The sequence below is a fragment of the Listeria weihenstephanensis genome, from assembly GCF_003534205.1.
GTDB classification, from domain to species: Bacteria; Bacillota; Bacilli; order Lactobacillales; family Listeriaceae; genus Listeria_A; species Listeria_A weihenstephanensis.
This window is the reverse complement of sequence record NZ_CP011102.1, coordinates 1,497,540-1,523,535: the sequence shown is the minus strand read 5'-3', so window position 1 is coordinate 1,523,535 and position 25,996 is coordinate 1,497,540. Positions and strand designations below refer to the sequence as shown.

23 protein-coding genes are annotated in these 25,996 nt (G+C 45.0%); 4 read left to right on the top strand and 19 right to left on the bottom strand.

Annotated features, from left to right (window positions below; all coding sequences use genetic code 11):
- Positions 1–4 precede the first annotated feature (4 nt).
- Genes UE46_RS07400 through UE46_RS07390 form a run of 3 tightly spaced genes read right to left on the bottom strand, consistent with a single transcriptional unit; the run spans position 5 to position 3,022 of the window.
- Complete coding sequence (locus tag UE46_RS07400; protein ID WP_036060062.1) at positions 5–838, bottom strand: carbohydrate ABC transporter permease; 834 nt, start codon at positions 836–838, stop codon at positions 5–7.
- Positions 825–1,703, bottom strand: coding sequence for a carbohydrate ABC transporter permease (locus UE46_RS07395; RefSeq protein ID WP_036060061.1), 879 nt, complete (start codon positions 1,701–1,703; stop codon positions 825–827). The genes UE46_RS07400 and UE46_RS07395 overlap by 14 nt, the downstream gene beginning before the upstream one ends.
- Complete coding sequence (locus UE46_RS07390; protein WP_036060057.1) at positions 1,700–3,022, bottom strand: ABC transporter substrate-binding protein; 1,323 nt, start codon at positions 3,020–3,022, stop codon at positions 1,700–1,702. Before UE46_RS07390 ends, UE46_RS07395 begins: the two co-directional genes overlap by 4 nt.
- A 244-nt stretch (positions 3,023–3,266) precedes the next feature.
- On the opposite strand from UE46_RS07390, the gene UE46_RS07385 reads away from it, so the two are divergent.
- A complete protein-coding gene (locus UE46_RS07385) occupies positions 3,267–4,268 on the top strand; it encodes a LacI family DNA-binding transcriptional regulator (RefSeq protein WP_036060056.1) in 1,002 nt (333 codons plus the stop codon).
- 45 nt (positions 4,269–4,313) lie between these two features.
- On the opposite strand, the gene pyrE is transcribed toward UE46_RS07385, so the two are convergent.
- The 13 genes from pyrE to UE46_RS07320 all read right to left on the bottom strand — a co-directional run bounded on the left by pyrE (position 4,314) and on the right by UE46_RS07320 (position 19,529).
- Entirely contained in the window at positions 4,314–4,943 is a 630-nt protein-coding gene (pyrE, locus tag UE46_RS07380) for an orotate phosphoribosyltransferase (RefSeq protein ID WP_036060055.1), read from the bottom strand.
- Positions 4,940–5,644, bottom strand: coding sequence for an orotidine-5'-phosphate decarboxylase (pyrF, locus tag UE46_RS07375; protein WP_036060054.1), 705 nt, complete (start codon positions 5,642–5,644; stop codon positions 4,940–4,942). The genes pyrE and pyrF overlap by 4 nt, the downstream gene beginning before the upstream one ends.
- Complete coding sequence (locus tag UE46_RS07370; RefSeq protein ID WP_036060053.1) at positions 5,641–6,555, bottom strand: dihydroorotate dehydrogenase; 915 nt, start codon at positions 6,553–6,555, stop codon at positions 5,641–5,643. The genes pyrF and UE46_RS07370 overlap by 4 nt, the downstream gene beginning before the upstream one ends.
- Positions 6,552–7,316 carry a dihydroorotate dehydrogenase electron transfer subunit gene (locus tag UE46_RS07365; RefSeq protein WP_036060169.1) on the bottom strand — a complete coding sequence of 255 codons (765 nt, stop codon included), beginning with the start codon at positions 7,314–7,316 and terminating at the stop codon, positions 6,552–6,554. Before UE46_RS07365 ends, UE46_RS07370 begins: the two co-directional genes overlap by 4 nt.
- Before the next feature lie 18 nt (positions 7,317–7,334).
- Positions 7,335–10,538, bottom strand: coding sequence for a carbamoyl-phosphate synthase large subunit (gene carB, locus UE46_RS07360; protein ID WP_036060052.1), 3,204 nt, complete (start codon positions 10,536–10,538; stop codon positions 7,335–7,337).
- Positions 10,531–11,619 carry a carbamoyl phosphate synthase small subunit gene (locus tag UE46_RS07355; RefSeq protein WP_036060051.1) on the bottom strand — a complete coding sequence of 363 codons (1,089 nt, stop codon included), beginning with the start codon at positions 11,617–11,619 and terminating at the stop codon, positions 10,531–10,533. The genes carB and UE46_RS07355 overlap by 8 nt, the downstream gene beginning before the upstream one ends.
- Positions 11,620–11,622: 3 nt before the next feature.
- On the bottom strand, positions 11,623–12,900 hold the full coding sequence (locus tag UE46_RS07350; protein WP_036060050.1) for a dihydroorotase: 1,278 nt from the start codon (positions 12,898–12,900) through the stop codon (positions 11,623–11,625).
- Positions 12,888–13,799: an aspartate carbamoyltransferase catalytic subunit gene (locus tag UE46_RS07345; protein WP_036060049.1), complete on the bottom strand. Its 912-nt coding sequence runs from the start codon at positions 13,797–13,799 to the stop codon at positions 12,888–12,890. The genes UE46_RS07350 and UE46_RS07345 overlap by 13 nt, the downstream gene beginning before the upstream one ends.
- Positions 13,800–13,888: 89 nt before the next feature.
- Complete coding sequence (locus UE46_RS07340; protein ID WP_036060048.1) at positions 13,889–15,184, bottom strand: solute carrier family 23 protein; 1,296 nt, start codon at positions 15,182–15,184, stop codon at positions 13,889–13,891.
- Between the two features lie 322 nt (positions 15,185–15,506).
- Positions 15,507–16,049: a bifunctional pyr operon transcriptional regulator/uracil phosphoribosyltransferase PyrR gene (gene pyrR, locus UE46_RS07335; protein WP_118907509.1), complete on the bottom strand. Its 543-nt coding sequence runs from the start codon at positions 16,047–16,049 to the stop codon at positions 15,507–15,509.
- Positions 16,050–16,801: 752 nt separating this feature from the next.
- Positions 16,802–17,704, bottom strand: coding sequence for an RluA family pseudouridine synthase (locus UE46_RS07330; RefSeq protein ID WP_036062940.1), 903 nt, complete (start codon positions 17,702–17,704; stop codon positions 16,802–16,804).
- A complete protein-coding gene (lspA, locus tag UE46_RS07325) occupies positions 17,701–18,168 on the bottom strand; it encodes a signal peptidase II (protein ID WP_036062947.1) in 468 nt (155 codons plus the stop codon). The genes UE46_RS07330 and lspA overlap by 4 nt, the downstream gene beginning before the upstream one ends.
- Positions 18,169–18,245: 77 nt before the next feature.
- Positions 18,246–19,529: an NCS2 family permease gene (locus UE46_RS07320; protein ID WP_036062932.1), complete on the bottom strand. Its 1,284-nt coding sequence runs from the start codon at positions 19,527–19,529 to the stop codon at positions 18,246–18,248.
- A gap of 207 nt (positions 19,530–19,736) precedes the next feature.
- On the opposite strand from UE46_RS07320, the gene UE46_RS07315 reads away from it, so the two are divergent.
- The 3 genes from UE46_RS07315 to UE46_RS07305 all read left to right on the top strand — a co-directional run bounded on the left by UE46_RS07315 (position 19,737) and on the right by UE46_RS07305 (position 22,973).
- The gene (locus tag UE46_RS07315) at positions 19,737–21,089 is read left to right on the top strand and encodes an MATE family efflux transporter (RefSeq protein WP_036062929.1); all 1,353 of its coding nucleotides are present in this window, start codon (positions 19,737–19,739) and stop codon (positions 21,087–21,089) included.
- A 73-nt stretch (positions 21,090–21,162) separates the two neighbouring features.
- Entirely contained in the window at positions 21,163–21,675 is a 513-nt protein-coding gene (locus UE46_RS07310) for a hypothetical protein (RefSeq protein ID WP_036062926.1), read from the top strand.
- Complete coding sequence (locus UE46_RS07305; RefSeq protein ID WP_036062923.1) at positions 21,672–22,973, top strand: glycosyltransferase family 2 protein; 1,302 nt, start codon at positions 21,672–21,674, stop codon at positions 22,971–22,973. The genes UE46_RS07310 and UE46_RS07305 overlap by 4 nt, the downstream gene beginning before the upstream one ends.
- Before the next feature lie 81 nt (positions 22,974–23,054).
- Here the strand turns inward: UE46_RS07305 and UE46_RS07300 are convergent, their stop codons facing one another.
- The 3 genes from UE46_RS07300 to UE46_RS07290 are packed head-to-tail and all read right to left on the bottom strand — an operon-like array spanning position 23,055 to position 25,518.
- Complete coding sequence (locus tag UE46_RS07300) at positions 23,055–23,963, bottom strand: metal ABC transporter substrate-binding protein (protein ID WP_036062921.1); 909 nt, start codon at positions 23,961–23,963, stop codon at positions 23,055–23,057.
- The gene (locus UE46_RS07295; protein ID WP_036062919.1) at positions 23,960–24,799 is read right to left on the bottom strand and encodes a metal ABC transporter permease; all 840 of its coding nucleotides are present in this window, start codon (positions 24,797–24,799) and stop codon (positions 23,960–23,962) included. The genes UE46_RS07300 and UE46_RS07295 overlap by 4 nt, the downstream gene beginning before the upstream one ends.
- Positions 24,799–25,518 carry a metal ABC transporter ATP-binding protein gene (locus UE46_RS07290; protein ID WP_118907508.1) on the bottom strand — a complete coding sequence of 240 codons (720 nt, stop codon included), beginning with the start codon at positions 25,516–25,518 and terminating at the stop codon, positions 24,799–24,801. The genes UE46_RS07295 and UE46_RS07290 overlap by 1 nt, the downstream gene beginning before the upstream one ends.
- Positions 25,519–25,996: the final 478 nt, after the last annotated feature.

Sequence of the window (25,996 nt, the reverse complement as noted above, 5' to 3'; positions counted from 1 at the left end):
CTCCTTATTTCAATGTAAACTGCATGCCCTCTTGGAATTTTTTCGAGAAGAAGAGGAACAGAATAATCAGCGGTAAAGTCAGCACAACCGACGCCGCGTACATCGGACCTGGATACGTTGCATACGGTCCAAACATTTGCGATATCAATACGTTCAGCGTCACCGTACTATCACTTTTCGTCACGATTAAATCCCATAACAGGTTCGTCCAGCGATCCGTGAACAAGAACAAGAAGATAACCGTACTAATCGATTTCGACATTGGTAAAACAACGCGGAACAAAATTTTCAAATCGCTCGCCCCGTCCAATTTCGCCGCCTCAATCAACGTATCCGGAATCGCCTTGAAAAAGTTCGTGTACATAAAGATCGCCCACATACTCATCATCGTTGGAATAATCATCCCAGCATACGTATCGAGCAAACCAACATTTGTAATCATTAAAAATTGCGGAATCAATAAAATAATCGCTGGGAAAAACATTTGGAACAAAATCACGTTATTCACGAACATTTTCCCTTTAAATTTCACTTTTGCAAGTGCGTAACCGACCATAATCGCGAATAATAACATGAGTCCCGTCGCAATCGTCGCCACAATAATCGTATTGATAAACGCTTGAATCCAAGGTGCTGGCGCTGAAACCGATGCATTACCGAACAACCAACTCCAAGAACGCGTCGTGAATTCAGTCGGAATCAATTTCCGATCGACTTGATCCCATGCCGCAAACGAGTTGAGTACGAGATAAATAAACGGATAAATCATGACTAATAGAATCAATGTGGTTAACGTATAGCGAACCGTCATGCCCCACTTACTTTTACGACCAACCATTTCTCTCGCCCCATTTCTCTAGTCCTTTTTTAATAACACCAATCGATGCAAACGTCACAACGGCCGCCACAAGCGAGATTGCTGAAGCATAACCTGATTTCAAGTTTACAAAGGCTTGGTTATAAATCTCCATTTGCCACGTATTTGTCGCAAAGTTTGGCCCACCGCCAGTTAGCTGGTAAACCTCTGTGAATATCCCGAAACTCACGCCTACCGCCAAGACAATCACCGTGAAAAGCGCAGGATACATCATCGGAATCGTAATTTTCCAGAAGGTGCGGAACCGGCCCGAACCATCCATCGCCGCCGCCTCGTAGATTTCTTCGTTAATACTAGATAATCCTGATATCAAAATCAGTGCGTAATACCCTGACATTTTCCAAGCAATCATTAGCGAAATAACGAATAATGAAGTCATCGGGGTTCCTAACCAATCAATATTTAAGCCAAAATTGTCACGCAAAAAGATGTTTAGCGGACTGTTATAAGATAGCAAACCTTTCACAATCAAAGACGTAACAACGCCTGATGACAGATAAGGCAGGAAAAAAGCAACTAAGTATAGACCTTTGAATTTCGGTAACCCGTTCACAAGTACCGCAACGACCATCGACATAATAATCGCGAGTGGTACGAATACAATCAAGAACTTATATGTCACCCAAAACGATGCTTTCACCGCTGGGCTTGCAATTGCCTTTGTGAAATTATCTAGCCCGACAAAATTAATATCTGGACTCATCATGTTCCAATCCGTCACGGAGAGCCAAATCGCCCAAACGAGTGGGATTAGAAAGAAGATAATCGTAAAGATAACATAGGGGCTGGTGAAAGACCAGCCCAATTTATTGTTTTGCTTCTTCATTTCTGAAGCACCTCATCCTCAGCTTTCTTCATGTCGTTCCAAGCTTTCGCAGGTTTCTTCTCACCACGAACGACTGGATTCCATGCTTGTTCACCGATGATTTGTTGAATGTCATTATAGTCAGCATTGTCCATCGCTGGAATCGCGTATGGTACGTTTTCTGCATATACTTTTAGCGCTGGATTTGCTTTGAAGAATTCAGTGAATGTTGCATTTTGTGTCGCATCATCACGCGCTGGAATTAAGTTTGTTGTTTCTAAGAATTTCAAGTCATTTTTATCGTTGCTGTAAACGAAATCTAGGAATTTAACTGCGGCTTTTTTCTCCGCATCTTTCGCTTGTGCGTAGAACACGATTCCTTTTGCATCCGAATACGTATTTACATTTTCAGCGTCTTTTAAAGCATCTGGAACTGGCGGTGTTGTAACCGTGTATGTTTCGCCATTTTTTAACTCTGGGAATTTCTCTGCCCAGTTTGGGAATGACCATGGACCAAGATCAGCCATGATGCTTGTTCCTGTTTCGAATGGATCTGTTGCTTGTCCTGCTAGTAAAAGATCATTTTTTTGCAGTTCGGACATGAATGTTAGCATTTCTTTTCCTGCTTTATCGTCCGCTACGAATTTGCCATCTTTTACGAAAGCATTTCCTTTAGATGCTGCATTGTACAATGGGAAGAAGTCAAACCAACGCATCCAAGCTGTTGGATCAGCCAAGTCTGCTTTTGCCCACATCACTTTGTCGGGATATTTCGCTTTTAGTTTTTTACCAGCAGCGAGCACATCACTATATGTTTTTGGCGTTTCAGTCACACCAATTTCTTTCAAAATATCAGTACGCCATGCGAAAAGAATCGGGTTGGAGTAAACTGGGAACACATATTGGTTACCGTCCGAGAATTTCCAAGCGTCAAGGCTATCGGTCATTTTACGTTTTTCAGCTACTTCTTTCATGCCGTCGATTTCATTGATTGGCACGATCGCTTTACTATCCGCGAGTTGTGCGGCGAAGCTACGATTTATATTTTCCGAAATAGTTGGTGCTGTTTTCGACGCGATGGCCGCTTGCACCGTTGCTTCAGAAGATGGACTTTCTTTCATTTGTGATACTTCGATTTTAATATCTGGATTTTCTTTCTCAAAAGCTGTTGCCATTTCTCCCCAAAACTTCATCTGTGTTGGATTTGGCGCGGCCCAAAATGTTACCTTCGTCTTGCCATCAGCCGACGCGTCATCCTTACTTCCCGAACCACATCCCGTCAGCAAACTCCCTACCATTGCTACGGATAAAACAGAAAACACCACTTTTTTTAATTTCATCTTTCATGTCCTCCTAGTTAGATCATATTGTAATTTTGTAAGCGCTTGAATTACAATTACATTATTGCATTACATTTTTGTAATGTCAACAATTACTTTTTCATATTAATTGCATTATAATACTTAAACAGCAATAATAGCGGTATTGGCGATTACATTACAAATAGAATTACTTTTCAATTGCTTTCTGTCACCATTACTCTTATAATGAAATGAGAGAAAGTCCCATCTAGGAGGAAAATGAATGAAAAAAGTCACAATGCAAGATATCGCGGACGCTTTGCAGATTTCAAAAAACTCGGTATCGCAAGCCTTAGGGAATAAGAACGGCGTTGGCGAGCAAACAAAGCGGCTCGTTTTACAAAAAGCAGATGAAATGGGCTACCAATACAAAAAAGACGTGGTTTACACGCCTACGGATAATCAATTCGCGCTTGTTGCGACGGAATTCGCCTTATCACAAAAAAGTTTTTTTGGTGAAATTTGTTTGAGTTTGGAGCAGGAAATGACAGCGCGAGGCTTTTATTTAACAACGCTTGCGGTGGGACCAGAAGCTATCGCTACGAACCGTTTACCGCGTGAATTAGAAGAGAAAAATTGGCGGGGAATTTTTATTTTATCGCATATTAGTGATGTTTTTGTGAAGCAGATTTTGGAATTGGGCGTACCGACTGTGATGATTGACCACCACGATCCACATTTGCGGACGGATACGATTTTGTCGCAGAATAAAGATGGTGCGTTTGTTGCGGTGGAGCATTTGATAACGCTTGGGCACGAACGGATTGGCTTTGTTGGCGATGTTGATTTTTCGCCGAGTTATGAGGAGCGTTTTGAAGGATATTGCAAGGCGATGCGGCATTATAAGTTGCCGGTAAATTCGCACTATACCATTACGAGTATCAAAGAGGAGCAGGCCGCGTTGTTTCAGGCGTTGGAAGGCTTGGAGGAATGGCCGAGCGCATGGTTTTGTGTGAACTCAGGGCTGGGATTTATTTTGAATTCATATTTTCAGTCGAAAGGATTTGCGATTCCGGAGCAGGTGTCGATTGTTTGTTTTGATAATACGGAATTTGCAATTTTAGCACAACCACCACTGACGACGATGTGCACCGATTTGCGATTTATGGGGAGAAAAGCTACGGAGACGATGGAATGGCGATTGCGAAATCCGAGTGCACCGATTGTGAATGTGGCGATCGGGACGGAGTTGGTTTTGAGGGAGTCGACTGGGGAATTAGTTTAAAAAATAGAGAAGAAATCTCTTTAAAAAGGGACTTCTTCTCTATTTTTAATTTCCCCACTTCTCAGGGTCTTTATTCCACTCTTTCAACGTTGACATGTCACCTTCTGATACATAACCTTCATCCAGCGCGACCTCAAGCAGCGTTTCATAATTCGTAAGTGCTGCAACTTCCACGTTCGCCGCACCAAGCAATGTTTTTCCTTTTTCTAATCCGTATGTAAAAATAGCAGCGATTCCCAAGACTTCGCATCCGGCTTCGCGCAAGGCTTCTACGGCTGTAATCGAGCTTCCGCCAGTCGAAATCAAGTCTTCAATCACGACTACTTTTTGGCCTTTCGCGATTGGTCCTTCGATTTGGTTGCCTTTGCCGTGTTCTTTCGCTTTGGAACGGACGTACACCATTGGCAGGTCTAGGATATCGCTTGCCCATGCTGCGTGCGGAATGCCTGCTGTTGCGGTTCCTGCTAGTACTTCCACATCAGGAAATGCGGTTTTGATTTTTTCTGCGAGTGCTTTTGCGATGAATTGACGGGTTTTTGGGAATCCTAATGTTAGGCGATTATCGCAATAGATTGGTGATTTGATGCCGGATGCCCATGTGAATGGATCGTTTGGTTGAAGGAATACGGCTTTGATTTTTAGTAATTGTTCGGCTACTTGTTTTTCGGTTGTCATTTGTTCCACTCCTTTAGAATCGTTTCGTATGCTTGGTACGGGTCGCTTGCTTTGGTAATCGATCTCCCGACGACGATTGCGGTTGCGCCAATTTCGCGGGCTTGATGTGGCGTTACGACGCGTTTTTGATCGTCCTTTGTGTCGGTGTCTAAGCGAATTCCTGGTGTCACACGTAAAAATTCGGGACGGGTGATTTCTTTAATTTTTCCAGCTTCAAGCGCAGAACAGACAACGCCATCGAGGCCGGCTTCATTCGCCAAATTGCTGTAATGTAACACGGAATCCATTAGGCTTGCTTGGATGAGTTGATCGGACTGCATTTCGGCTTCACTCGTACTCGTTAATTGCGTAACGGCGATAAGGCGCGGACGGCGAGAGGAGCTGGAACCGATTTCGAGACCTTCGAGCGCGGCTTCCATCATCGCACGACCTCCTGCTGCGTGTACGTTGACCATATCGACACCCATGCGAGCGAGGCCGATCATTGCGCTTTTGACGGTGTTCGGGATATCATGCAATTTGAGATCCAGAAAAATTTCGTGACCTTCGTGTTTGAGGCGCTCGACTAAGTGCGGGCCTTCTAAGTAGAAAAGTTCCATGCCGACCTTGACGGACAGCGTGTCTCCTTTTGGAAATCGTTTTAAAAATGCTTCGACTTGACCGTATGAGGCGAAATCGAGCGCGATAATTGGTTTTGTCATGCGTTTGTTCTCTCCTTTTTTAAGTCGGCTAAAGTCGTGATTCCTAGTTCGTCCATGCGGGCTGGCAAGGCATCGATTAGGTTCGGGCAAATATATGGCTCGGTAAAATTGAGCGTGCCTACTGCGACGGCATCTGCGCCTGCGATTAGAAACTCGAGGACGTCATCTACGGTTTGGACGCCTCCCATGCCGATAATTGGAATATTCGAAACGGCGCGGACTTGGTGAATCAGGCGAATCGCAACGGGCTTGATCGATGGTCCTGATAAGCCGCCAGTGCCATTTGCCAAAATTGGTTTGCGCGTTTTGAGATCGAGACGCATGCCTAGAAGTGTGTTAATCATTGTGAGTCCGTCGGCGCCTGCTTCTTCGATCGCCTTCGCAATGGGGACGATGTCGGTTACGTTTGGCGATAGCTTCACGTAGATTGGAACGCTCGCCACAGCTTTGACTGCTTTCGTGAGCTGATAGGCTACTTCTGGATCGGTACCGAATGCGATGCCGCCATGCTTCACGTTAGGACACGAAATGTTGAGTTCGATTGCCTTCACGTTTGGTGCATCGCCGATTCGCGCGCAAACTTTGACGTAATCTTCTTCGGAGGCGCCGGCCACATTTGCGATAATTGGCGTGTCAAAGCGCTCTAGCCATGGCATTTCGTTCGCCATCACGTGATCAAGGCCTGGATTTTGGAGGCCAATCGCGTTTAGCATGCCAGATGGTGTTTCCGCCACACGCGGCGTTGCATTGCCGTAACGCGGTTCTGGCGTCACCGCTTTTGCCATGATTGCCCCGAGTTTGTTCAAATCGTAAAACTTGCTGTATTCTTTGCCGAATCCGAAACAACCGGACGCGGGCATGATTGGATTTTTCAAAGATAAGCCTGGAATTTCAACGGCTAAACGGTTCATATGACTACCTCCCCAGCTCGGAAAACCGGGCCTTCATCGCATGCTTTATAGCTTTTCGTCGGATCATCGGTGCGCTGACAAACACAGGCGTAACAAGCCCCGACGCCACACGCCATCCGTTCCTCTAGCGACAAAAACGTCCGCTTATTCGCAAATCGTTCGGAAACAACGCGCAACATCGCAGTTGGCCCACAGCTGTAAACCGTATCTGGCGCAAAATCAAGCGCATCGGTCACCGTCGTTACAAAACCTTGCGTGCCTCGCGTTCCGTCCACCGTCGCAACAAAACAATCTCCCAGTTTTCCCATTTCTTTTTCATAAAAAACATCTTTCGCCGAGTTAAAACCTAAGACAAACGTCACGGTCGACCCTTGCGCTACCAGATCTTTTCCGAGCTGGTAAAGCGGCGGAACCCCAATTCCACCACCGATTAATAAGGCATGTTCACCCAGCTTCGTTTCTGTTGGTGCAAAGCCATTTCCGAGTGGGGCAATGACATCCATCGCGTCACCGCTCACCAGTTCCGCAAAATCCGCCGTCCCTTCCCCGTCCACGCGGTACAATAATGTACACTGCTCCGCCTCCTTATCAATCGCACAAATACTAATCGGGCGTCGCAAAAGCAAATCCGCTCGCCGAGGTTTGAGCTGCATAAACTGCCCCGGATTCATCTCCAGCACAATATCCCCTTTTAAAACAAGCTCAAACACCCGATCCGCGATTAACTTTTGACTGACTACTTCCATCTTTGTTTGCCTCACGTTCTCCACCCCGTTCTCTTAAACTGTTTCGCTCACTCGAGCAGGTTGCATAGCTTCCATTTCAAACGACCGTGATTCGAGCACCCGCAAAATTGCTTCTGCTGTGTCTAGCGATGTACAAACCGGCACACCATTTTCGACTGATTCCCGACGAATTTGGAAACCGTCACGCTCTGGTTGTTTTCCAGTCGTTAACGTATTCACCACAAGCGTTACCTGTCCATTGCGAATGTAATCCATGAGCGTTTCTTGATTTTCGCCGATTTTCTTCACTTTGGAAACCGGAATGCCCTGCTCTTCTAAAACAAGCGCCGTTCCAGCTGTCGCCATAATCGTGAAGCCGATATTTTTAAAGCGTTGCGCCAGTGCGGTTGCTTCTGCTTTATCACGATCCGCGACCGTCAATAACACCGTTCCGTAATCAAGCATTTTCACACCACTCGCCACAAAACCTTTGTACAGCGCCTTTTCAAGCGTGCGATCTTTCCCCATTACTTCTCCGGTTGACTTCATTTCAGGGCCAAGCGATGTGTCGACGCTACGCAATTTCGCAAACGAGAACACTGGCACTTTAACAAAAATCTCTTGTTTCTCTGGCGCCAAACCTTCTTTATAGCCAAGCTCCAACAACGTTTTTCCTAAAATGACTTTCGTCGCCACATTCGCCATCGGAATATCGGTAATTTTGCTCAAGAAAGGTGCAGTACGGCTTGATCTTGGATTGACTTCAATCACGAAAACCTCTTCATCCGCCACAACGTACTGGATGTTCAGCATGCCGATGATCTTCAGGCCTTTCGCAAGTCGCGTCGTGTAGTCAACAATCAAATCCTTGACGTGTTGCGACAAACTTTGTGCAGGATAAACCGCAATCGAGTCACCTGAATGGACGCCGGCACGTTCGATATGTTCCATAATGCCTGGTATCACGACGTTCACACAGTCACTAATCGCGTCCACTTCCACTTCCTGACCTTGGACGTAACGATCGACAAGGACCGGGTGTTTCGGATTCACTTTGACCGCATTGTTCATGTAATAACGCAGCGCTTCTTCGGATTCCACGATTTCCATAGCACGGCCGCCGAGCACGTAAGAAGGGCGCACCAAGACTGGGTAGCCAATATTCGTTGCAACTGCAATCGCCTCATCAATCGACGTCGCTGTTTTTCCAGCAGGTTGCGGAATGCCAAGTTCCACAAGCGCTTTTTCAAATTTATCGCGATTTTCCGCACGATCGATGTCCTCAAGCGATGTTCCAAGGATTTTCACGCCGCGTTCTGCCAAACCATCTGCCAAATTGATCGCCGTTTGACCACCAAATTGAACGACAACGCCTAGCGGTTTTTCCAGTTCAATCACATGCATCACGTCTTCCAGCGTCAACGGTTCAAAGTATAACTTGTCGGAAATACTGAAATCCGTCGATACTGTTTCCGGGTTATTATTGATGATAATCGCTTCATATCCCGCTTGCTGAATCGCCCAAACCGAATGCACCGTCGCGTAATCAAACTCGACACCTTGTCCAATCCGAATCGGCCCAGAACCGAGCACAATCACGCTTTCCTTCTCTGTGCGAATCGATTCATTTTCATCCTCGTAACTACTGTAGAAGTATGGCGTTGTCGACTCAAATTCCGCCGCACACGTATCTACCATTTTGTAAACTGGAATAATTCCCGCTTCTTTACGAATATCGTACACTTCAAAAGTCGTCATGTCCCAAAGTTTCGCGATAGCTCCGTCACTGAAACCGTTTCGCTTCGCCGCGCGCAATACTTCCAAATCCCCAACATTCGCCGCAATTTCCGACTCCTGTTTGATAATTTTCTCCAACTTATAAAGGAAGAACAAGTCAATCTTCGTTTTCGCGTGCAAATCCTCCATCGTCCAGCCTTTACGAAGCGCCGCGGCTAAGTAGAATAACCGGTCATCTTCAGGGAAACAAATTTTGCGTTCCAATTCTTCTAAACTCGCATTTTCCGCCTCATCCAAATACAGATGCGTCGTCCCAATCTCAAGCGACCGAACCGCCTTCAAAAGTGACTCCTCCAAATTCCGACCAATCGCCATGACCTCGCCAGTCGCCTTCATTTGCGTACCTAAACGACGGTCCGCTTTTTCAAATTTATCAAAAGCAAAGCGTGGAATTTTCGAAACAACATAGTCCAGCGCTGGTTCAAAATGCGCATACGTTGTTCCCGTTACAGGATTCTTCATCTCATCCAGCGTCAAGCCAACCGCAATTTTCGCAGCAAGTTTCGCAATCGGATAACCCGTTGCTTTCGATGCAAGCGCCGACGAACGACTCACACGCGGATTTACTTCAATCACGAAGTAGTCGTAACTATCCGGATCAATCGCGAGCTGCACGTTACAGCCACCCTCGATTTCAAGCGCGCGGATAATTTTCAGCGACACATCACGAAGCATTTGATATTCGCGATCCGACAACGTCTGACTTGGCGCCACAACGATTGAATCCCCCGTATGAATCCCGACCGGATCGATGTTTTCCATATTACACACGACCATCGCGTTATCATTCGCATCGCGCATCACTTCATATTCGACCTCTTTAAAGCCAGCGATACTGCGCTCTAACAAGCATTGCGTCACCGGACTCAGTTTCAATCCGCTCGCTACAATCTCCGCTAAATCCGCATCATTCAAGCAAATCCCGCCGCCAGAACCACCGAGCGTATAAGCTGGGCGAACAATCACCGGGTAACCAATTTTTGCAACAAAGTTCTTCGCTTCTTCCAAGCTATGGATAATGTCACTTTCAGGAACCGGCTCCCCAAGCTCATGCATCAAATCACGAAACGCCTCGCGATCCTCCGCCTTCTTAATCGCGACCAAATCCGTTCCCAGAACTTCCACACCGCACTCTTCCAAAATACCCGCTTCGGCAAGCTCCATCGCCATGTTTAGGCCAGTCTGACCACCAAGCGTCGGCAAAATTGCATCTGGGCGTTCCTTCCGAATAATCCGCGACACGAAATCGAGCGTAATCGGCTCTATATAAACCTTGTCCGCCATCTCTACATCCGTCATAATTGTCGCCGGATTCGAGTTCACAAGCACCACCCGATACCCTTCCTCTTTCAAACTCAGACACGCTTGCGTCCCCGCATAGTCAAACTCCGCTGCTTGTCCGATGACAATAGGGCCAGAACCAATTACTAAAATAGTTTGAATATCTTCACGTTTAGGCATTTTGTTCCGCTCCCTCCTTCTCCATCATTGCTATAAATTGGTCAAACAAATAATTCACGTCACTCGGTCCAGGATTCGCTTCTGGATGATACTGCACCGTATAAGCAGGAAACTCCTTGTGCGCCAGACCTTCTACCGTTCCATCGTTCAATTCAACATGCGTCACCACGATGTCTTTCCCAGTTAGCGAATCCGCATCCACCGCATAGCCATGGTTTTGCGCCGTAAAATCAACACGCCCCGTCGCCAGCTCCTTCACAGGATGGTTCGCCCCGCGATGTCCGAATTTCAGCTTAAACGTATCCGCCCCATTTGCTAAAGCGAAAAGCTGATGTCCTAGGCAAATCCCGAACAACGGCACCTTTCCTTGCAAACCACGAATCATCGTAATCGCTTCTGGCACATCTTTCGGGTCTCCCGGTCCATTCGACAGCATCACGCCATCTGGATGCATCGCTAGAATCTCCTCGGCCGTCGTATTATAAGGCACCACTGTAATATCGCAATCACGTCTGTTCAACTCACGCATAATGCTACTTTTTACGCCATAATCCACCAGCACAACCCGCTTGCCTTCCCCCGGATTCGTAAATGCCTTCGAACAAGAAACTTCGCGCACTTGGTCCACTGGCAAGCGCACCGAACGCAGATGATGCAATAAATCTTCCCGATTCGCCTTTTCCGGAGCCAAAATCCCTTTTAACGTCCCTTCCTTGCGAATAATTTTCGTCAATTTCCGCGTATCAATTCCCGCAATTCCAGGAATATCTTTTTCCTTCAAAAACTGGTCCAGCGTCAATTGGTTGCGCCAGTTCGAAGCAAATTCTGCCGCCTCACGTACCACCACGCCTTTTACAGCTGGGTGAATCGATTCAAAGTCGTCACGATTCACGCCATAATTCCCAACGAGCGGATATGTAAACGTGATGATTTGCCCGTAATAACTCGGATCCGTAATCGTCTCCTGATACCCCGTCATGCCCGTATTAAAAACAACTTCCCCAATCGTTTCGCGGTCACTGCCAATTGCCTCACCGATAAAAAAGTTCCCATCTTCCAACATCAAAATCCGTTTCGCCATGCGTTATTCCACCCCTTCTTCAAAAACAAGCGTTCCTGCCGCAAACGTCGCTACAGGCCAACCAACACAATCCCAACCAGTAAACGGTGTATTTCTACCTTTTGATGCAAAATTTTCTGGATCAATCTTGGCTTCTTTTTCCAAATCAATGACTGTCACATCCGCGATACCTCCGATTTCAAGCACACCGTACGGAAGATTAAAACACTCCGCAGGCTTCACTGTCATCCAGTCAATCAATTGCTTCAGCGTCCACTCACCCGTTTTCACAAATTGCGTGTAAAGTAGTGGGAACGCCGTCTCCAAACCAACGATTCCAAACATCGCTTTTTCCATCGGCACGTTCTTTTCCTCCGCTGAATGTGGCGCATGATCCGTCGCGATAAAATCAATCGTCCCATCAAGCAACCCTTCCAAAAGCGCCGCATGATCCTCTTTCGAACGAAGCGGTGGGTTCATTTTCCAATTCCCAATATTACCCGGAATATTCGTCTCATTTAGAATCAAGTGATGCGGTGAAACCTCCGCTGTTACCCGAATACCAGCCCGTTTTGCATCACGAACCGCACGAACCGATTCCTTCGTCGAAATGTGGCAAACGTGATAATGACAGTCCGCCGCCTCAGCTAACAACACATCGCGTGCAATTTGAACCGACTCCGCAATATTCGGAATCCCCGCCAGACCTTGCTCTGCCGCAAAAATCCCGTCATGCACGACCCCGCCATACACAAGCGAATTATCTTCACAATGCGCCACAATCGCCATGTCTAGCGCTGCCGCTTCCTTCATCGCCTCATACATCATGCCCGCCGTCTGCACACCCACACCATCATCCGTGAATGCGAACGCACCAGCCGCCTTCAGAGCCGCAAAATCCACCAACTCGTCACCCTTCAAACTCGACGTAATCGAAGCGTATGGCAACACACGAACCGCGGCCGTTTCCTTAATCCGATCCACGACCTGCGTCATCACTTCCGCCGTATCCGGCACCGGTTTCGTATTCGGCATCGCACAAACCGTCGTGTACCCGCCACGAGCCGCAGCCGCCGTCCCAGTCGCAATCGTCTCCTTATGTTCCCCACCTGGTTCCCGCAAATGCACGTGCACATCCACAAGCCCTGGTGCGATCAATTTTCCAGCCACATCGATCACTTTTGCGTTCTCATTTTCAATCCCGTCACCAATCGCCGTCACACGACCGTCCTCCATCGCCACATCCTTCACTACCAATTCCCCAGTTTCCGTCAACACTTTTCCATTTTTCAATACGTACATGTCGTCACCCTCGTTTCTTTATCTTGGCAAACTGCCTCTAAAATAGCCATCCGAATATATACACCATTCGTCATCTGTTCCACAATTCGCGATTTCTCGCATTCCACCAAACTATCCGCAATCTCCACATCCCGATTCACAGGACTCGGATGCATGATAATCGCGCGCTCCTTCATCAATGCCGCCCGCGCTTCCGTCAAACCATACTTCTCGTGATAATCCGATTTCGTAAAACTAAGCAACCCATCATGACGCTCCTCCTGCACACGCAAAAGCATAATCACGTCCATCTGCTCCACCAAATCATCCATCGGCATATACGTCCCAAGCTCCGAACAACTCTCACGCATCCACTCTGGCGGCCCAGCGAAAAATACCTCAGCCCCAAGACGTTTCAGCGCCTGCATGTTCGAATTCGCCACCCGACTATGCACGATATCCCCCACAATCGCGACCTTCAAGCCCTTAAAACCGCCAAACTCTTCCTTGATTGTGAACAAGTCCAAAAGCGACTGACTCGGATGCTGCCCACAGCCATCGCCACCGTTCACCACCGCGATCCCTAATTTGCGAAGTGGCTCATAATACTCCTCATCCGAATGCCGGATAACCGCCACATCCACGCCAATTGCCTGCATGGTAAGCGCCGTATCGTATAACGTTTCCCCTTTTGTCACACTCGATTTAGAAGGATCAAACGAAAGAACATCGATGCCAAGCTTCTTCTCCGCCATTTCAAAACTATTATGCGTTCGCGTACTTGCCTCAAAAAACATATTCACCGCATACATTTGCTTTTTCGGAGTCCAAATTTCTCCTTGTTTGAAACGCCCAGCTTGGTCTAATAACTCACCAATTTCCGCTACAGAAAGCTCTTCCATCGACACTAAATCCTTCATTCGAACCGCCACCTTTTCTAAAAATTAGATACTATTTATAGGAAAACCTCCAAAAAATTGCGCTTTTTCAGAGGTTTTCTTAGATGTTTTTATTTGTGTGTTTTAGCTTCTGGTAAAACTAGATTCAAAATTATGCCAAGCAATGCTGCCATCGCCATACCTTCCAATTTGAAGTTACCCATTTCAACCATTAAACCACCGATTCCGACAACCAGGACAACCGACGCGATAATCATGTTGCGATTCACGCTAAGGTCAACCCGACTCTCAATCATCATCCGCAAGCCACTCGTTGCGATAACTCCGAACAAGAGTAAGGAAATCCCGCCAAGCACCGCTGTTGGTACCGATGTAATCACCGCATTCACGTATCCGATGAAGCCGAACGCGATGGCAAACACCGCCGCACCACCGATAACGAACACACTATACACTTTCGTAATCGCCAGCACCCCGATGTTCTCACCATAAGTCGTCACAGGCGGTCCACCGATGAGCGAAGCAATAATCGACGCCGTCCCATCCGCCGCAAGCGAACGATGCAAACCCGGATCTTTAAAAAAGTTACGATTCGTAATTCTATTCAAAAGCAACTGATGCCCCATATGCTCCGCCATCGTGACAAAAGCAAGCGGCGCCATCGAAAGCACAACCGTCAGCGTCACCACCGGATCCATATTCACAAACGGAATCGTGAAGTCCGGTACTTGGAACAAACTCGCATTTTGAATCAATGTATAATCAACGAGCCCAAACGCCATACTTACTAAGTAGCCAATAACGAAGCCGCATAGTATCGGAATAAGTCCGAAGAATCCTTTGAAAAACATCATCGCGACAATCGTTACGACCAAGGTGATGAGCGCTACCAACAAAATTTTGTAATCATACTCGCCACCATTATTCGTCCCCATCGCCATCGCCGCAGCGCTTGGTGCAAGTGACAAACCGATAACCATAATCACTGGCCCAACCACGATAGGCGGTAACACACGTTGAATCCATTCGATTCCCACGTAATAAACAATAAGCGCCACAATCGCGTACACAACCCCGACCGAGAATGTCCCGACCATCACCGCTCCAGGCCCCCCGCCAGATTTTGCCGCAAGCAACATCGTTATCGGCGCTATAAACGCAAACGATGAACCTAAGTAAGCTGGAATTTTGCCTCGCGTTATAATTAAGTAAGCAAGCGTTCCAAGCCCACTCGATATCAGCGCCACACTTGGATTCAAACCCGTCACAGTTGGTACAAAGATCGTCGAGCCGAACATCGTGAACAGATGCTGAATGCTAAGCACAATCCATTTATTCCAAGCCGGCTTCTCGTGAATGTCTAGTACCGGTTTTACGTAATTTTCAGGTGTCGTTTCTTCTGTCATTATTCTCCCTCTTTCCGACTCTAAGTCATAAAAAATACCCCTTGCCAAATTCCGACAAAGAGCAGTTATGTACTGGATTATAGGCTAGACCTATTCCCCGTTCATCACCCTTTATCAGCCTCTCTGGACTGTTTTAAAAAAGCGTTCTTCCAGCGTATCGACAAACACTCAGCTCCGTCGTTAAAGTCTGCGCGCCGTTGCTCACATACCCAAGTATGCTCCGCGCCAGTGCTCAACTTTGCCTAGGATCTAAGCATTTGTCGACACGCTGGGGTTCGGCGAATAGTCTACGAAAACTGGTTTTTCAACATTCTGGATTATCCTATTTTATTATTGTAACAGCATCCGCCGCATGATCGACGTCTGCCAAATGTACCTCTACTCGTTCCTCACTCGAAGTCGGAATATTTTTACCAACAAAGTCCGCTCGAATCGGTAGTTCCCTGTGTCCCCGATCTGCCAAAACCGCCAACTGAATCCCAGCCGGGCGTCCTACATCCATCAGCGCGTCCATTGCGGCACGCACCGTTCGGCCTGTGTACAGCACATCATCAACCAAGACAACTTTCTTCCCACTAATATCAAAAGGAACATTCGTACCATTTAGCGACGGCTCAGAAGACTCATTTTTAAAAGTTAAGTCATCTCTGTAAAGCGTGATATCAACGTCACCGACCGGAATCGTTACATCCTCAATCTCCTTGATACGCGCCTGCAAACGATTGGCTAGGAAAATACCTCGTGTCTTGATACCAACAAGCGCCAAATCTTTCGTTCCCTTATTACGCTCGATGATTTCGTAACTCACCCTCGTAAGCGCCCGTTTTATCGCCGCCTCATCCATCACAACAACCTCTTCTGGCATTCTCTTCCCCTCCAAGCATCAATTAGACAAAATAAAAACCCTCTGCCAAGAGCACGGCAAAGGGTATACGTACAGAATCCAATTGGGTATAGAAACACCCAAATCACGTTACCTTCTTAGCCTCTCTGGACTATGTTAAAGGACTGTTATTTAACTAGGTTTAGTTTATCGTAGTATTGGGGGTTTGTCAACTAGTTTTATCGAACACCGTAAAAAGTTCATATCAGGGGTTAAAAATCCTTAAAATCAATTAAAATACGACTTTGGAAATAAGCCCCTTTTCTATTAATTCCTATGCTATAATAGGCGCACGGAAGTCTTTAGGGCGGAAAAACGTTTTCTTAAGAAAGGAGGCGTTGTCGTATGACAGTATCGGAAACATTGGCACTTCTTGCTTTGCTTTTCACGGGTGGACTTTTTCTACTCGCACTGTTGATCCAGCTCCACACGCCAGACTCTCGAAAATTTCGTGACCTCTGCAAAAACCAAAGGAAGGTTTTCACTGCGCCCCCTAACAATTTCTTTCGAGCCTAACGGGCTTGTTCCACTTTTCAATCTGACATTTTTCTTGCATTTATTTGGGCAAAAAAAAATAATCCCCCTAGGCCTGCAAACTTAGTGGATTATTTCTCATCATGAAACGTTGTCCGCCTTAAAGCGGATTCCGTACCGCTAGTCGAAATCTGGACTAGCGGTTCTTTTTATTTTCTCTACTATACCACATTTCTCAAAAAATGAATACCTCAACAACTTCATTCTCTCAAACTTTCTAACGCTTCCTGAAAGATAGCAGGCAAAGGCGCTTCAAACTTCATACGTTCCCCAGTTGTAGGATGCGTAAACCCAAGCTCAGCCGCATGTAAAAACTGACCATTACCTTTAATTGTATTCTTCAAACCATATTTCGGATCTCCCGCAAGTGGATGCCCAATATACTTCAAATGTACACGAATTTGGTGCGTACGCCCAGTTTCTAAACGACACTTGATCAGCGTATATCCTTTAAATCGTTCCAACACTTCAAAATGCGTCCGCGACTCTTTCCCATCATTCACAACACCCATTTTTTGACGATCTTCTTTAGAACGGCCAATCGGAGCGTCAATGGTTCCTTTTTGATGCTTAATCACGCCATGTACTAGCGCAATATATTCACGATCACTTGTTTTATCGTAGAGTTGCTCTGCCAATGATTCATGTGCTTTATCATTTTTAGCAACCATCAATAAACCAGACGTGTCTTTATCAATACGGTGGACAATTCCTGGACGAATTTTGCCATTGATGCCTGAAAGATCGTCACAATGGAACAACAAGGCGTTTACAAGTGTACCAGACGTGTGGCCCGCTGATGGATGAACGACCATACCTTGCGCTTTATTCACGACAAGTACATCCGCATCTTCATAATAAATATCAAGCGGGATATCCTCCGCAATAATGTCAAGTTCTTCTGCTTCGCGAACGATATATGTCACTTCATCACCCGTTTTACATTTGTAGTTAGCTTTCGTTTTTTCACCATTGACCAGAATCGCATCATCTTTTAGCAAGGTTTGTACAGCAGAACGGGTAATTCCTAAAATTTCAGAAAGCCCCTTGTCCAAGCGTTCGTGATTTAATTTCTCTGGAATAATTATCGTATTTTGCGTCATTTTTTCGTTCCTTTCGATTTGCGATCATCCAAGAACACGTAGACAATGAGTAAAATCACGCCTATCGTCAGACTTGCATCCGCGACATTAAAAATTGGGAAGTAATAATTTCCCCAAATTGTTTGTACAAAGTCGACCACTTCTTGATGGAGCAGACGATCGATAAAATTCCCAATCGCGCCCCCTAAAACAAGCGCTAAACTTACACCTAAAAGTTTACTATTTTTCGCGTAACGTTGCATGAAGTAAATAAGTACTCCGATAACAACGAGCGTAATCAGATAGAAAAACCACATTCTTCCTTCCAAAACACCCCAAGCAGCACCCGAATTACGATGCGATGTGATATTTAAGAAACCCGGAATGATTTCCACAACTTCCCTTAGGTCTAAATTTTGCACGATTAGCCATTTTGTGAACTGGTCAATTACAATAATTACAAGTGCTATTAAGTAATAATAAATCACATGAATTCCTCTTTTCCTTGTTTTATGTAGATAATCTAGGCCCAGAATTTTTTCTAGACCCAGATTACACTGTATCACTGCACGATAAATTGTATCAAAAATAGCGCGGCAATGATATACATGAGTATCGGTGTACGCGTGCGATTTTTTGAAAATAATCTCAAAATCGGGTACGCGATAAATCCGACTGCAATTCCGTCGGCGATACTGTACGAGAATGGGATAATAATCACGATTAAGAGTGCTGCAAATGTGTCAGCTGCGTTGCCAAAGTCCATCTCTTTGATTTCCTGCAACATCGAAATACCGATAACAATTAGAATCGGTGCGATCGCGCTGTTCGGAATAAACGAGATATACGGCATCAATACGAGCGAACCTAAGAAAAAGATTGCGACCGTTACAGATGCCAGACCTGTCTTCGCCCCACTTGCCGACATGGAACCACTTTCTAATGCCGAGATCGTTGGGCTTGTCCCAAATAATCCTGACAAGAAAGCTGTAAAACTACTCGCTTGTAATACGCGTGGTAATTTCTCCATCTGGTTTAGTTGTTTCATTTGGCCATGCGTTAGGCCCACAGTTTCAAACACGAGTACCATTGTCAATGAGAACACGCTCGTCCAAAATGCCACTTGGCTCATACCCGTGAAATCCGCCTGAAAAAGTACATCTTTCCATGGTGCCAAACTTAGTGAGTCTTTGGAAACCTCGCCGTGAACTCCGAAAAGAACGCTGACAACCGTTCCAATCACAAGGCTCCACAAAAAAGCACCAGGTACTTTGCGCACAAGCAAAATCATCGTTAGCAAAAGCGTAATCAGCGTCGCGAGCACAAATGGATCATGCATATCGCCAAACGCTAAGATGGAATGTTCTCCGCGCGACACGATTTGTCCTTTTTCAAGACCTAGTAATACTAGAAAAAGCCCTAAACCGACTGTAATTCCTTGTTTTAAGATCAATGGAATCGTGTCGTTTAACTTTCTAGCTAGTGGTGTAAATGCTAAGATCATGAATAAGAAACCACTGACGACAACGACTGCTAATGCTTGTTGCCATGACAATCCAAGCGTCTGCACGAAGTTGTACGCAAACAGCGCGTTGATTCCCATTCCTGGCATCAAAATAAGCGGTGCATTTGCCCAAAAACCCATCACCAAACAACCTACAACCGATATAAAAATTGTCGCAAGAATGGCGCCTTGATACGGTACTCCCGCTTCTGCCAAAATAGAACTATTGACAACAATAATGTAGACAACGGTGAAGAAACCTATCATTCCAGCTAAGAGCTCCGTTCGAACCGATGTCCGATGCGCTTTCAACTGAAAGATTTTGTCCAAGAATTTTTGCATCATAATTCCTCTTTATTCAATTATCCCTCTCCCAACCCGTAGAGTCTCGCCCCTACCACGAACCCTTATTATAACAGACGCAAGTGGATTCGCATAGAGCTTTACGTTCTAGTCCAGAAAAAAACACTAACTTTCCGTGACGATGCCCTATTTCCTATGCTATAATCGGGTGTCGAACTATACATAATTAAAAGGAGGTTCACCATTTTGGAACAAACATTTACGCCGAGTGAGAAATGGCGCCAATTCTTCGTTATATTTACACCTGTCGTGATTTCGCAATTAATGCTGTTTTCGATGGCTTTAATTGATACGATGATGTCTGGGCATTACTCGAACGAAGCGCTCGCTGGAACTGCCATCGGGAATTCCTTATGGGGTCCCTTTAACGCGAGCTTATCTGGCTTACTGATGGCTGTGACGCCGATTATTTCGCAATTGATTGGACGCGGAGAAAGTCATGATATTAAAAGAACCGTGAGTAACGGGTTGTATATAGCAGTCGGTTTGGCCGCTCTACTGCTGGCGCTTAACTTTCTATTCGTGCCTTCGATTTTGAGCGCAATGGGACTCGATCCTGCCGTTGCAGATATTGCGAAACATTTTTTAAATGGGATTTGTTTTGGTATCCCAGCTTTTTTCTTTTATTCCGTTTTGCGTGCTTTCATTGATTCGCTTGGCCTAACGCGGGTTACAATGATGATTACACTAATTACGGTACCGGTGAATATCTTCTTAAACTACTTATTGATTTTCGGAAATTGGGGTTTTCCTGAGATGGGTGGTGCCGGAAGTGGCTATGCGACGGGAATTACGTATTGGATCGTACTCCTTGTAACGATTATTCTCATTCAAAGTCAAAAACGGTTGCACGACTACCATATTTTTTCTGGATTCGCAAAATTAGATTGGGGAAAAATAAAGGAAATAATCAAACTTGGCGTACCGAACGGTTTGACAATTCTTTTTGAAGTCAGTATTTTCTCGGCGGTCACTGTTTTTATGGGGCGCTTTGGGACAGACACGATTGCGGCGCATCAATCCGCTATTAGCGTGCCAACTTTGCTTTACGCATTTCCATTAAGCATCGCGGCGGCATTGACGATATTGGTCGGATTTGAGACAGGAGCAAAACGCGTGGCAGATGCTAGAAAGTATCGCCATATTGGTATGATTTCAGCGATTTCCATCGGCATATTGAATGGTATACTATTGTTCCTTTTCCGCGATCAAATCGCATTGCTATATACCTCAGATCCAAAACTTGCGGATTTGATTACACATTTCTTAATTTACGCTATTTTATTCCAGTTTGCAGACGCCCTGTTATCCCCAGTACTCGGCACTTTGCGCGGCTACAAAGATGTGACAGTCACATCCATCGTTGCCTTTATTTCTTACTGGGTCATCGGTTTACCACTCGGACTCGCATTATCATACACCCAACTCGGACCATTTGGGTTCTGGATTGGACTCAGCGCCGGCCTATTCATCGCCGCGTTTATCCTATCCATTCGCGTCCGAATAACAGAAAAACGATTACTAATCCAACTTAAATAACGTTTACGCTCACCTTTTTAGGGAAAAAGTATACTAATCTTAGTATGCTTTTTTGCATAGGAAAGGCAGGTTCATGATGGTACAAAAAGCAGTTCGAGACGAGGTTAGTGAACAGTTTATTGAAGATAAATTTTTTGAAAAAGGCAATGTTGGTTTGAAAATACGACAAGTTCTGATTACGATATTAGCGTGGATTGGTTTCTTCTTACCGTTCTTACTCGTCCTATTCCCCATTTTATTTTGGCATAATTGGGCCATTGTTTTTGATGTTTTTGATTTGGCTATTCGGATTTTCAAAATCATGGATGACTTCCTATACATTGCATTGCCGATTATTCTCATTTACTTGATTCTACTGACATTCAAAAACAACCGGCGCTACAAAAAGGTGTTACAAAAAGAAATAACGTATGATGAGGAAACTTTAGAAATCAGAAAAGAAGTTGTGGAAGCCTTTATGACCGAGCGTTTTGGAGATAAAGCATTTCGCCAATCTCAAAAATTCGTTTCTATACCCGAAGAAAAAAATCTGAGCGACACGTTCATCAGAGATTTGTATAAAGATAGTGGGGTTGATTTGAAATGACAATTATCGATACAGGCATCCCCCTTTTAAACACTATCATCACGTTCCTATTTGTCATCCTCCTTACTTATCCAATTTTAGGCGGCTTTGCTTGGTTTGTCGGCGCTTTCTGCTATACTTTTCTTTTCAAATATAGACAGAAAGGATGGACGGATATTCCAACTGAAATAGAGCCACTTATCACTATAATGATTCCTGCACATAACGAAGAGATTGTTATTGAGGACACCATTGAATATTTGATGAATAAGTTGAACTATACGAATTACGAAATCCTTGTCACAGATGACGGTTCAACCGATAGCACGCCTGAAATTCTAGCAAGGCTCATGGGAAAATACGATAATCTGCGTGTGGTTCGTATCGAAAAAAATAAAGGAAAGGCTCATGCATTTAATATCGGCGTACATTTTGCGAAAGGTGAGTTGATTCTTAGTAACGATGCAGACACAGTTCCAGAGCCAGATGCATTGTGGAAATATGTGAATTATTTTATCAATCCTGAGTCAAGAAATATCGCTGCTGTCACATCAAATATGGACGTTCAAAATCGTTCCACACTTGTCGGAAAATCCCAAACCGTCGAATTTTCTAGTATTGTCGGCATCATTAAGCGCACACAAGCTAGCGCCTTCGGTATTATTTATGCATACAGTGGCGCCAATACGATGTATCGAAAAGACGCTTTAATCGATGTTGGCCTATTCCGTCAAGATCGCGCAACCGAGGATATTAGTATCGCTTGGGACCATCAATTCGAAGGTTGGCTCTCGATTTTTGCAGCCGATATCATTTTCTTTATGGAAGTTCCTGAGACGATGAATATGCTCTATAAACAGCGAAAACGCTGGGCAAAAGGCGGCACCGAAGTATGGCTGACCAATTTTCGCCGAGTCGTAGCGCACCCCTTCAAAAACATCGGTCGGACATCGCTATGTATCGATCAAACGTTAAGTATTTTCTGGACGTGCTTTTTCTGGATTTCTAGTCTATTCTTTATTCTCAAGCTTTCGTACCACATTTATTTAGGGGATAAACAACAGATTTTATTTATGGTTGCTGTGGCTTTTGTGTTTGTCTGCTTTGAAATGCTCGCCGGGGCTCTCCAATTACTCGCAGCACTAGCGATAGATGATAAGGGCAAGAAAATGAAATACTTCCTGTTCGCGCCACTCTACTTGCTTTTCTATTGGATGATGAATGCGATAACCATTTTGATGACCTTTATCCCAGCAGTAAAAACAATTCTCGGCTTCGGCACAGGTGTGTGGGTCAGCCCAGAACGACGGAAAAAATAGTAATCGAAAAAGGCGTATCAAAAATCTGCTAGAGAGTTTTGATACGCCTTTTTTTGTTGCGCTCCAAAAGAACGACTTTTCTTAGTTTTTTAACCCATCATAAATCTTATTCAAATTCCAACGCATCATTTCCAAATACGAATCTCCCACCTTGCCAGTTTTTGCAGTAGAATCCGTGAATAGTTTGGCCGAAATTGGCACATCCGTCTCGCTTGAAACGCTTTCCATACTTCTCGGATCAACACTTGTCTCAACGAATAGAACCGGCACTTTCTTCGCTCGAATCGTCTCAATAATCTGTTTCATCTGATCTGGTGTCCCTTGGTTTTCCGTATTTATTTCCCAAATATACGCTGCCTCTAGCCCATATGCCGCGCCAAAATACTTAAATGCGCCTTCACTCGTCACGAGCGTTTTATGCTCCAAATCTGCAAATTTTGTCTTCGCTTCCTTGTCGAGTGTATTCAGCTTTGCGATATATTTCTCAGCGCGCCCATTATAATAATCCGCATTATCCGGATCTTTTTTTGCCAACGCATCTCGCGCATTTTCCGTATACTTGATACCGTTCTGCAAATCCAACCAAGCATGAGGGTCCGTCTCACTTTCCTTCCCCTTCGCCGTTAAAAACTTCGGTGCCACACCTTCACTCAGAGCTATGGCCTCTTTTTGACCAGAGGAAGCCATCAATCGATCAAACCAGCCATTTCCAGTCTCCAGATTGAGCCCATTATTAAAAACTACATCCGCGTCCGCCATTTTTTGCACATCTTTTGGCAACGGATCGTACTCATGCGGGTCCGTCCCAGTTGGCACAATGCTATATAAATCAATTTTATCTCCGCCTACCTGTTTCACAATATCATACAAAATCGAATACGTCGTCACCACTTGCAACTTGTCCGAATTCGCCTTCTTATCGTTCCCACCACAAGCCACAAGCAAACAGATACACAGACCAATCACACACGCTAACATGGTTTTCTTCATTGTTTCACGCTCCTTCTTCCAAAAATAATGCCTTGTTTCGGTGAAAATAAAAACACGATAATAAATAACGCTGTTGCTGCGAGCACAATCGATGCTCCCGATGCCAAGTTGTAGATATAGCTAAAATACAATCCAATAACCGCACTCACCGCTCCGAATCCCGCCGCCAGAAACAGCATGACAGAGAGCCGATTCGTCAATAAGTACGCCGTCGCTGCCGGTGTAATCAACATCGCGACAACAAGAATTATCCCCACGGTTTGTAGCGACGCAACCGTCACCAGCGTCAACAACGTCATTAGAAAATAATGCAACATCCGCACTTTTAAGCCATAACTTTCTGCCATCGTCGGATCAAACGAACTAACCAACAATTCCTTATAAAACAACCCGACCAGCAGAATAACGAGCGCACCGATTCCAAACGTGATCCACATATCACTACTCCGAACCGCAAGCACATTTCCAAACAAAATGTGGTATAAATCCGTCGAACTCTGCGCCAGCGAGATCATAATAATCCCAAGCGCAAAAAATGAACTAAACACAATCCCAATTGCCGTATCATTTTTAATCCGACTATTTTGATTCACAAAACCGATTCCAAGTGCTGCCATAATGCCAAAAGCGGTGGCACCTAGAAAAAAATTGATACCCATCATATACGAAATCGCAACCCCCGGCAGGACCGCATGAGAAATCGCGTCCCCCATCAACGACATGCCTCGTAAAATAATAAAACTCCCGATCACGCCCGAGACAACGCCAACAACGACCGAAGTTAACAACGCCTTTTGCAAAAATTCATACTGCATCAAACCTTCTAAAAATAACATCACTGAGCACCTCCCCATCCAAATCCTTGTCCGTACGTTTTTAAAATATTAGCTTCTGTAAATGTTGCTTGCGTTTCGCCATGTGCCATTAATTGTTGATTCATTAATATCACTTCATCAAAATAACGCGCCACCTTGTGAAAATCATGATGAACAACAATAATCGTCTTGCCAGCATCTCGTAATTTTTTTAATACTCCGACAATCAAAGCTTCACTCGTCATGTCAATACCGACAAATGGTTCGTCAAGCAGAAATATATCTGCCTGTTGTGCGAGAGCACGCGCAATAAAAACCCGTTGCAACTGGCCACCTGAAAGCTCACCAATCTGTCGTCTTGAAAAATCTAGCATTTCCACTTGTTCTAGCGCTTTTCGTGCAATTTCGCGTTCTTTCTTTCTCGGCAGCTTGATGAGGCCAAGTTTTGGATACGTGCCAATCAGAACTGTATCACGCACTGTTATTGGGAATGTTAGATCTACTGTATTTCGTTGAGGTACATAGGCTATTTTACTGCGTATTGCCTCAATCGATTGTCCCTCCCACGTTACCCTGCCAGATTCACAAGGGATTAAACCGATTAATCCTTTTAGAAATGTTGATTTTCCTGCGCCATTTGGTCCAATGATTCCTGTCATTTTTCCTGGCGATATTTGAAGGGAGATGTTCTCCACAACGGTTTTTTGTCCATATGAAATAGATAGGTTTTCGACTAACATGGTATCACCTGATTTCTAATATATTATTTTAGCTACAACTAAAAATGTTTCCTATGAGCAACTTTATGATTAGTATAGCCTACTTTATTTGGTTTGTAAAGGGGATTTATTTAGAAGATAAAACAGGGGGAATAGGATGGTTTCATCACATTCCGCTTTTCCATGAGTTTTAATCCAGCGTTCGATTTACCGAAAACACGCATAAAAATAGGAATGCTGTATAACACCATTTTTCAATGGGAAATACAGCATTCCTACTTTTTTGAGGAACTTATGAGATTTATAGAGCCCCAAATGATAAGAGCATAGTTATAGTGAGTATGAAATCCATCAGCGGCTCTAATGATACTACGTTTCGAATTAGCTCTTTGTTAGAGGATTGAAGTTGGGAATCCGAAACAACTACAGTATCAACATTTTTAGGGTAGTTGATGGGGTGGCGCCTCCGCAAAATCCAAGTGCGGGATTTGTCTGCGCC

What these genes read in the sequence shown, in the direction of transcription:
- UE46_RS07290 (WP_118907508.1), bottom strand. Translation starts at nt 25,518, where the DNA reads ATGTTAGTCGAAAACCTATCTATTTCATATGGACAAAAAACCGTTGTG.
- UE46_RS07340 (WP_036060048.1), bottom strand. Translation starts at nt 15,184, where the DNA reads ATGACAGAAGAAACGACACCTGAAAATTACGTAAAACCGGTACTAGAC.
- UE46_RS07310 (WP_036062926.1), top strand. Translation starts at nt 21,163, where the DNA reads ATGATGGTACAAAAAGCAGTTCGAGACGAGGTTAGTGAACAGTTTATT.
- UE46_RS07400 (WP_036060062.1), bottom strand. Translation starts at nt 838, where the DNA reads ATGGTTGGTCGTAAAAGTAAGTGGGGCATGACGGTTCGCTATACGTTA.
- UE46_RS07320 (WP_036062932.1), bottom strand. Translation starts at nt 19,529, where the DNA reads ATGCAAAAATTCTTGGACAAAATCTTTCAGTTGAAAGCGCATCGGACA.
- UE46_RS07300 (WP_036062921.1), bottom strand. Translation starts at nt 23,963, where the DNA reads ATGAAGAAAACCATGTTAGCGTGTGTGATTGGTCTGTGTATCTGTTTG.
- pyrE (WP_036060055.1), bottom strand. Translation starts at nt 4,943, where the DNA reads ATGACAACCGAAAAACAAGTAGCCGAACAATTACTAAAAATCAAAGCC.
- UE46_RS07345 (WP_036060049.1), bottom strand. Translation starts at nt 13,799, where the DNA reads ATGAAGGATTTAGTGTCGATGGAAGAGCTTTCTGTAGCGGAAATTGGT.
- UE46_RS07385 (WP_036060056.1), top strand. Translation starts at nt 3,267, where the DNA reads ATGAAAAAAGTCACAATGCAAGATATCGCGGACGCTTTGCAGATTTCA.
- UE46_RS07295 (WP_036062919.1), bottom strand. Translation starts at nt 24,799, where the DNA reads ATGTTATTTTTAGAAGGTTTGATGCAGTATGAATTTTTGCAAAAGGCG.
- UE46_RS07350 (WP_036060050.1), bottom strand. Translation starts at nt 12,900, where the DNA reads ATGTACGTATTGAAAAATGGAAAAGTGTTGACGGAAACTGGGGAATTG.
- UE46_RS07390 (WP_036060057.1), bottom strand. Translation starts at nt 3,022, where the DNA reads ATGAAATTAAAAAAAGTGGTGTTTTCTGTTTTATCCGTAGCAATGGTA.
- UE46_RS07370 (WP_036060053.1), bottom strand. Translation starts at nt 6,555, where the DNA reads ATGAACCGTTTAGCCGTTGAAATTCCAGGCTTATCTTTGAAAAATCCA.
- UE46_RS07305 (WP_036062923.1), top strand. Translation starts at nt 21,672, where the DNA reads ATGACAATTATCGATACAGGCATCCCCCTTTTAAACACTATCATCACG.
- UE46_RS07355 (WP_036060051.1), bottom strand. Translation starts at nt 11,619, where the DNA reads ATGGCGAAACGGATTTTGATGTTGGAAGATGGGAACTTTTTTATCGGT.
- UE46_RS07395 (WP_036060061.1), bottom strand. Translation starts at nt 1,703, where the DNA reads ATGAAGAAGCAAAACAATAAATTGGGCTGGTCTTTCACCAGCCCCTAT.
- UE46_RS07330 (WP_036062940.1), bottom strand. Translation starts at nt 17,704, where the DNA reads ATGACGCAAAATACGATAATTATTCCAGAGAAATTAAATCACGAACGC.
- pyrR (WP_118907509.1), bottom strand. Translation starts at nt 16,049, where the DNA reads ATGCCAGAAGAGGTTGTTGTGATGGATGAGGCGGCGATAAAACGGGCG.
- pyrF (WP_036060054.1), bottom strand. Translation starts at nt 5,644, where the DNA reads ATGACAAAACCAATTATCGCGCTCGATTTCGCCTCATACGGTCAAGTC.
- carB (WP_036060052.1), bottom strand. Translation starts at nt 10,538, where the DNA reads ATGCCTAAACGTGAAGATATTCAAACTATTTTAGTAATTGGTTCTGGC.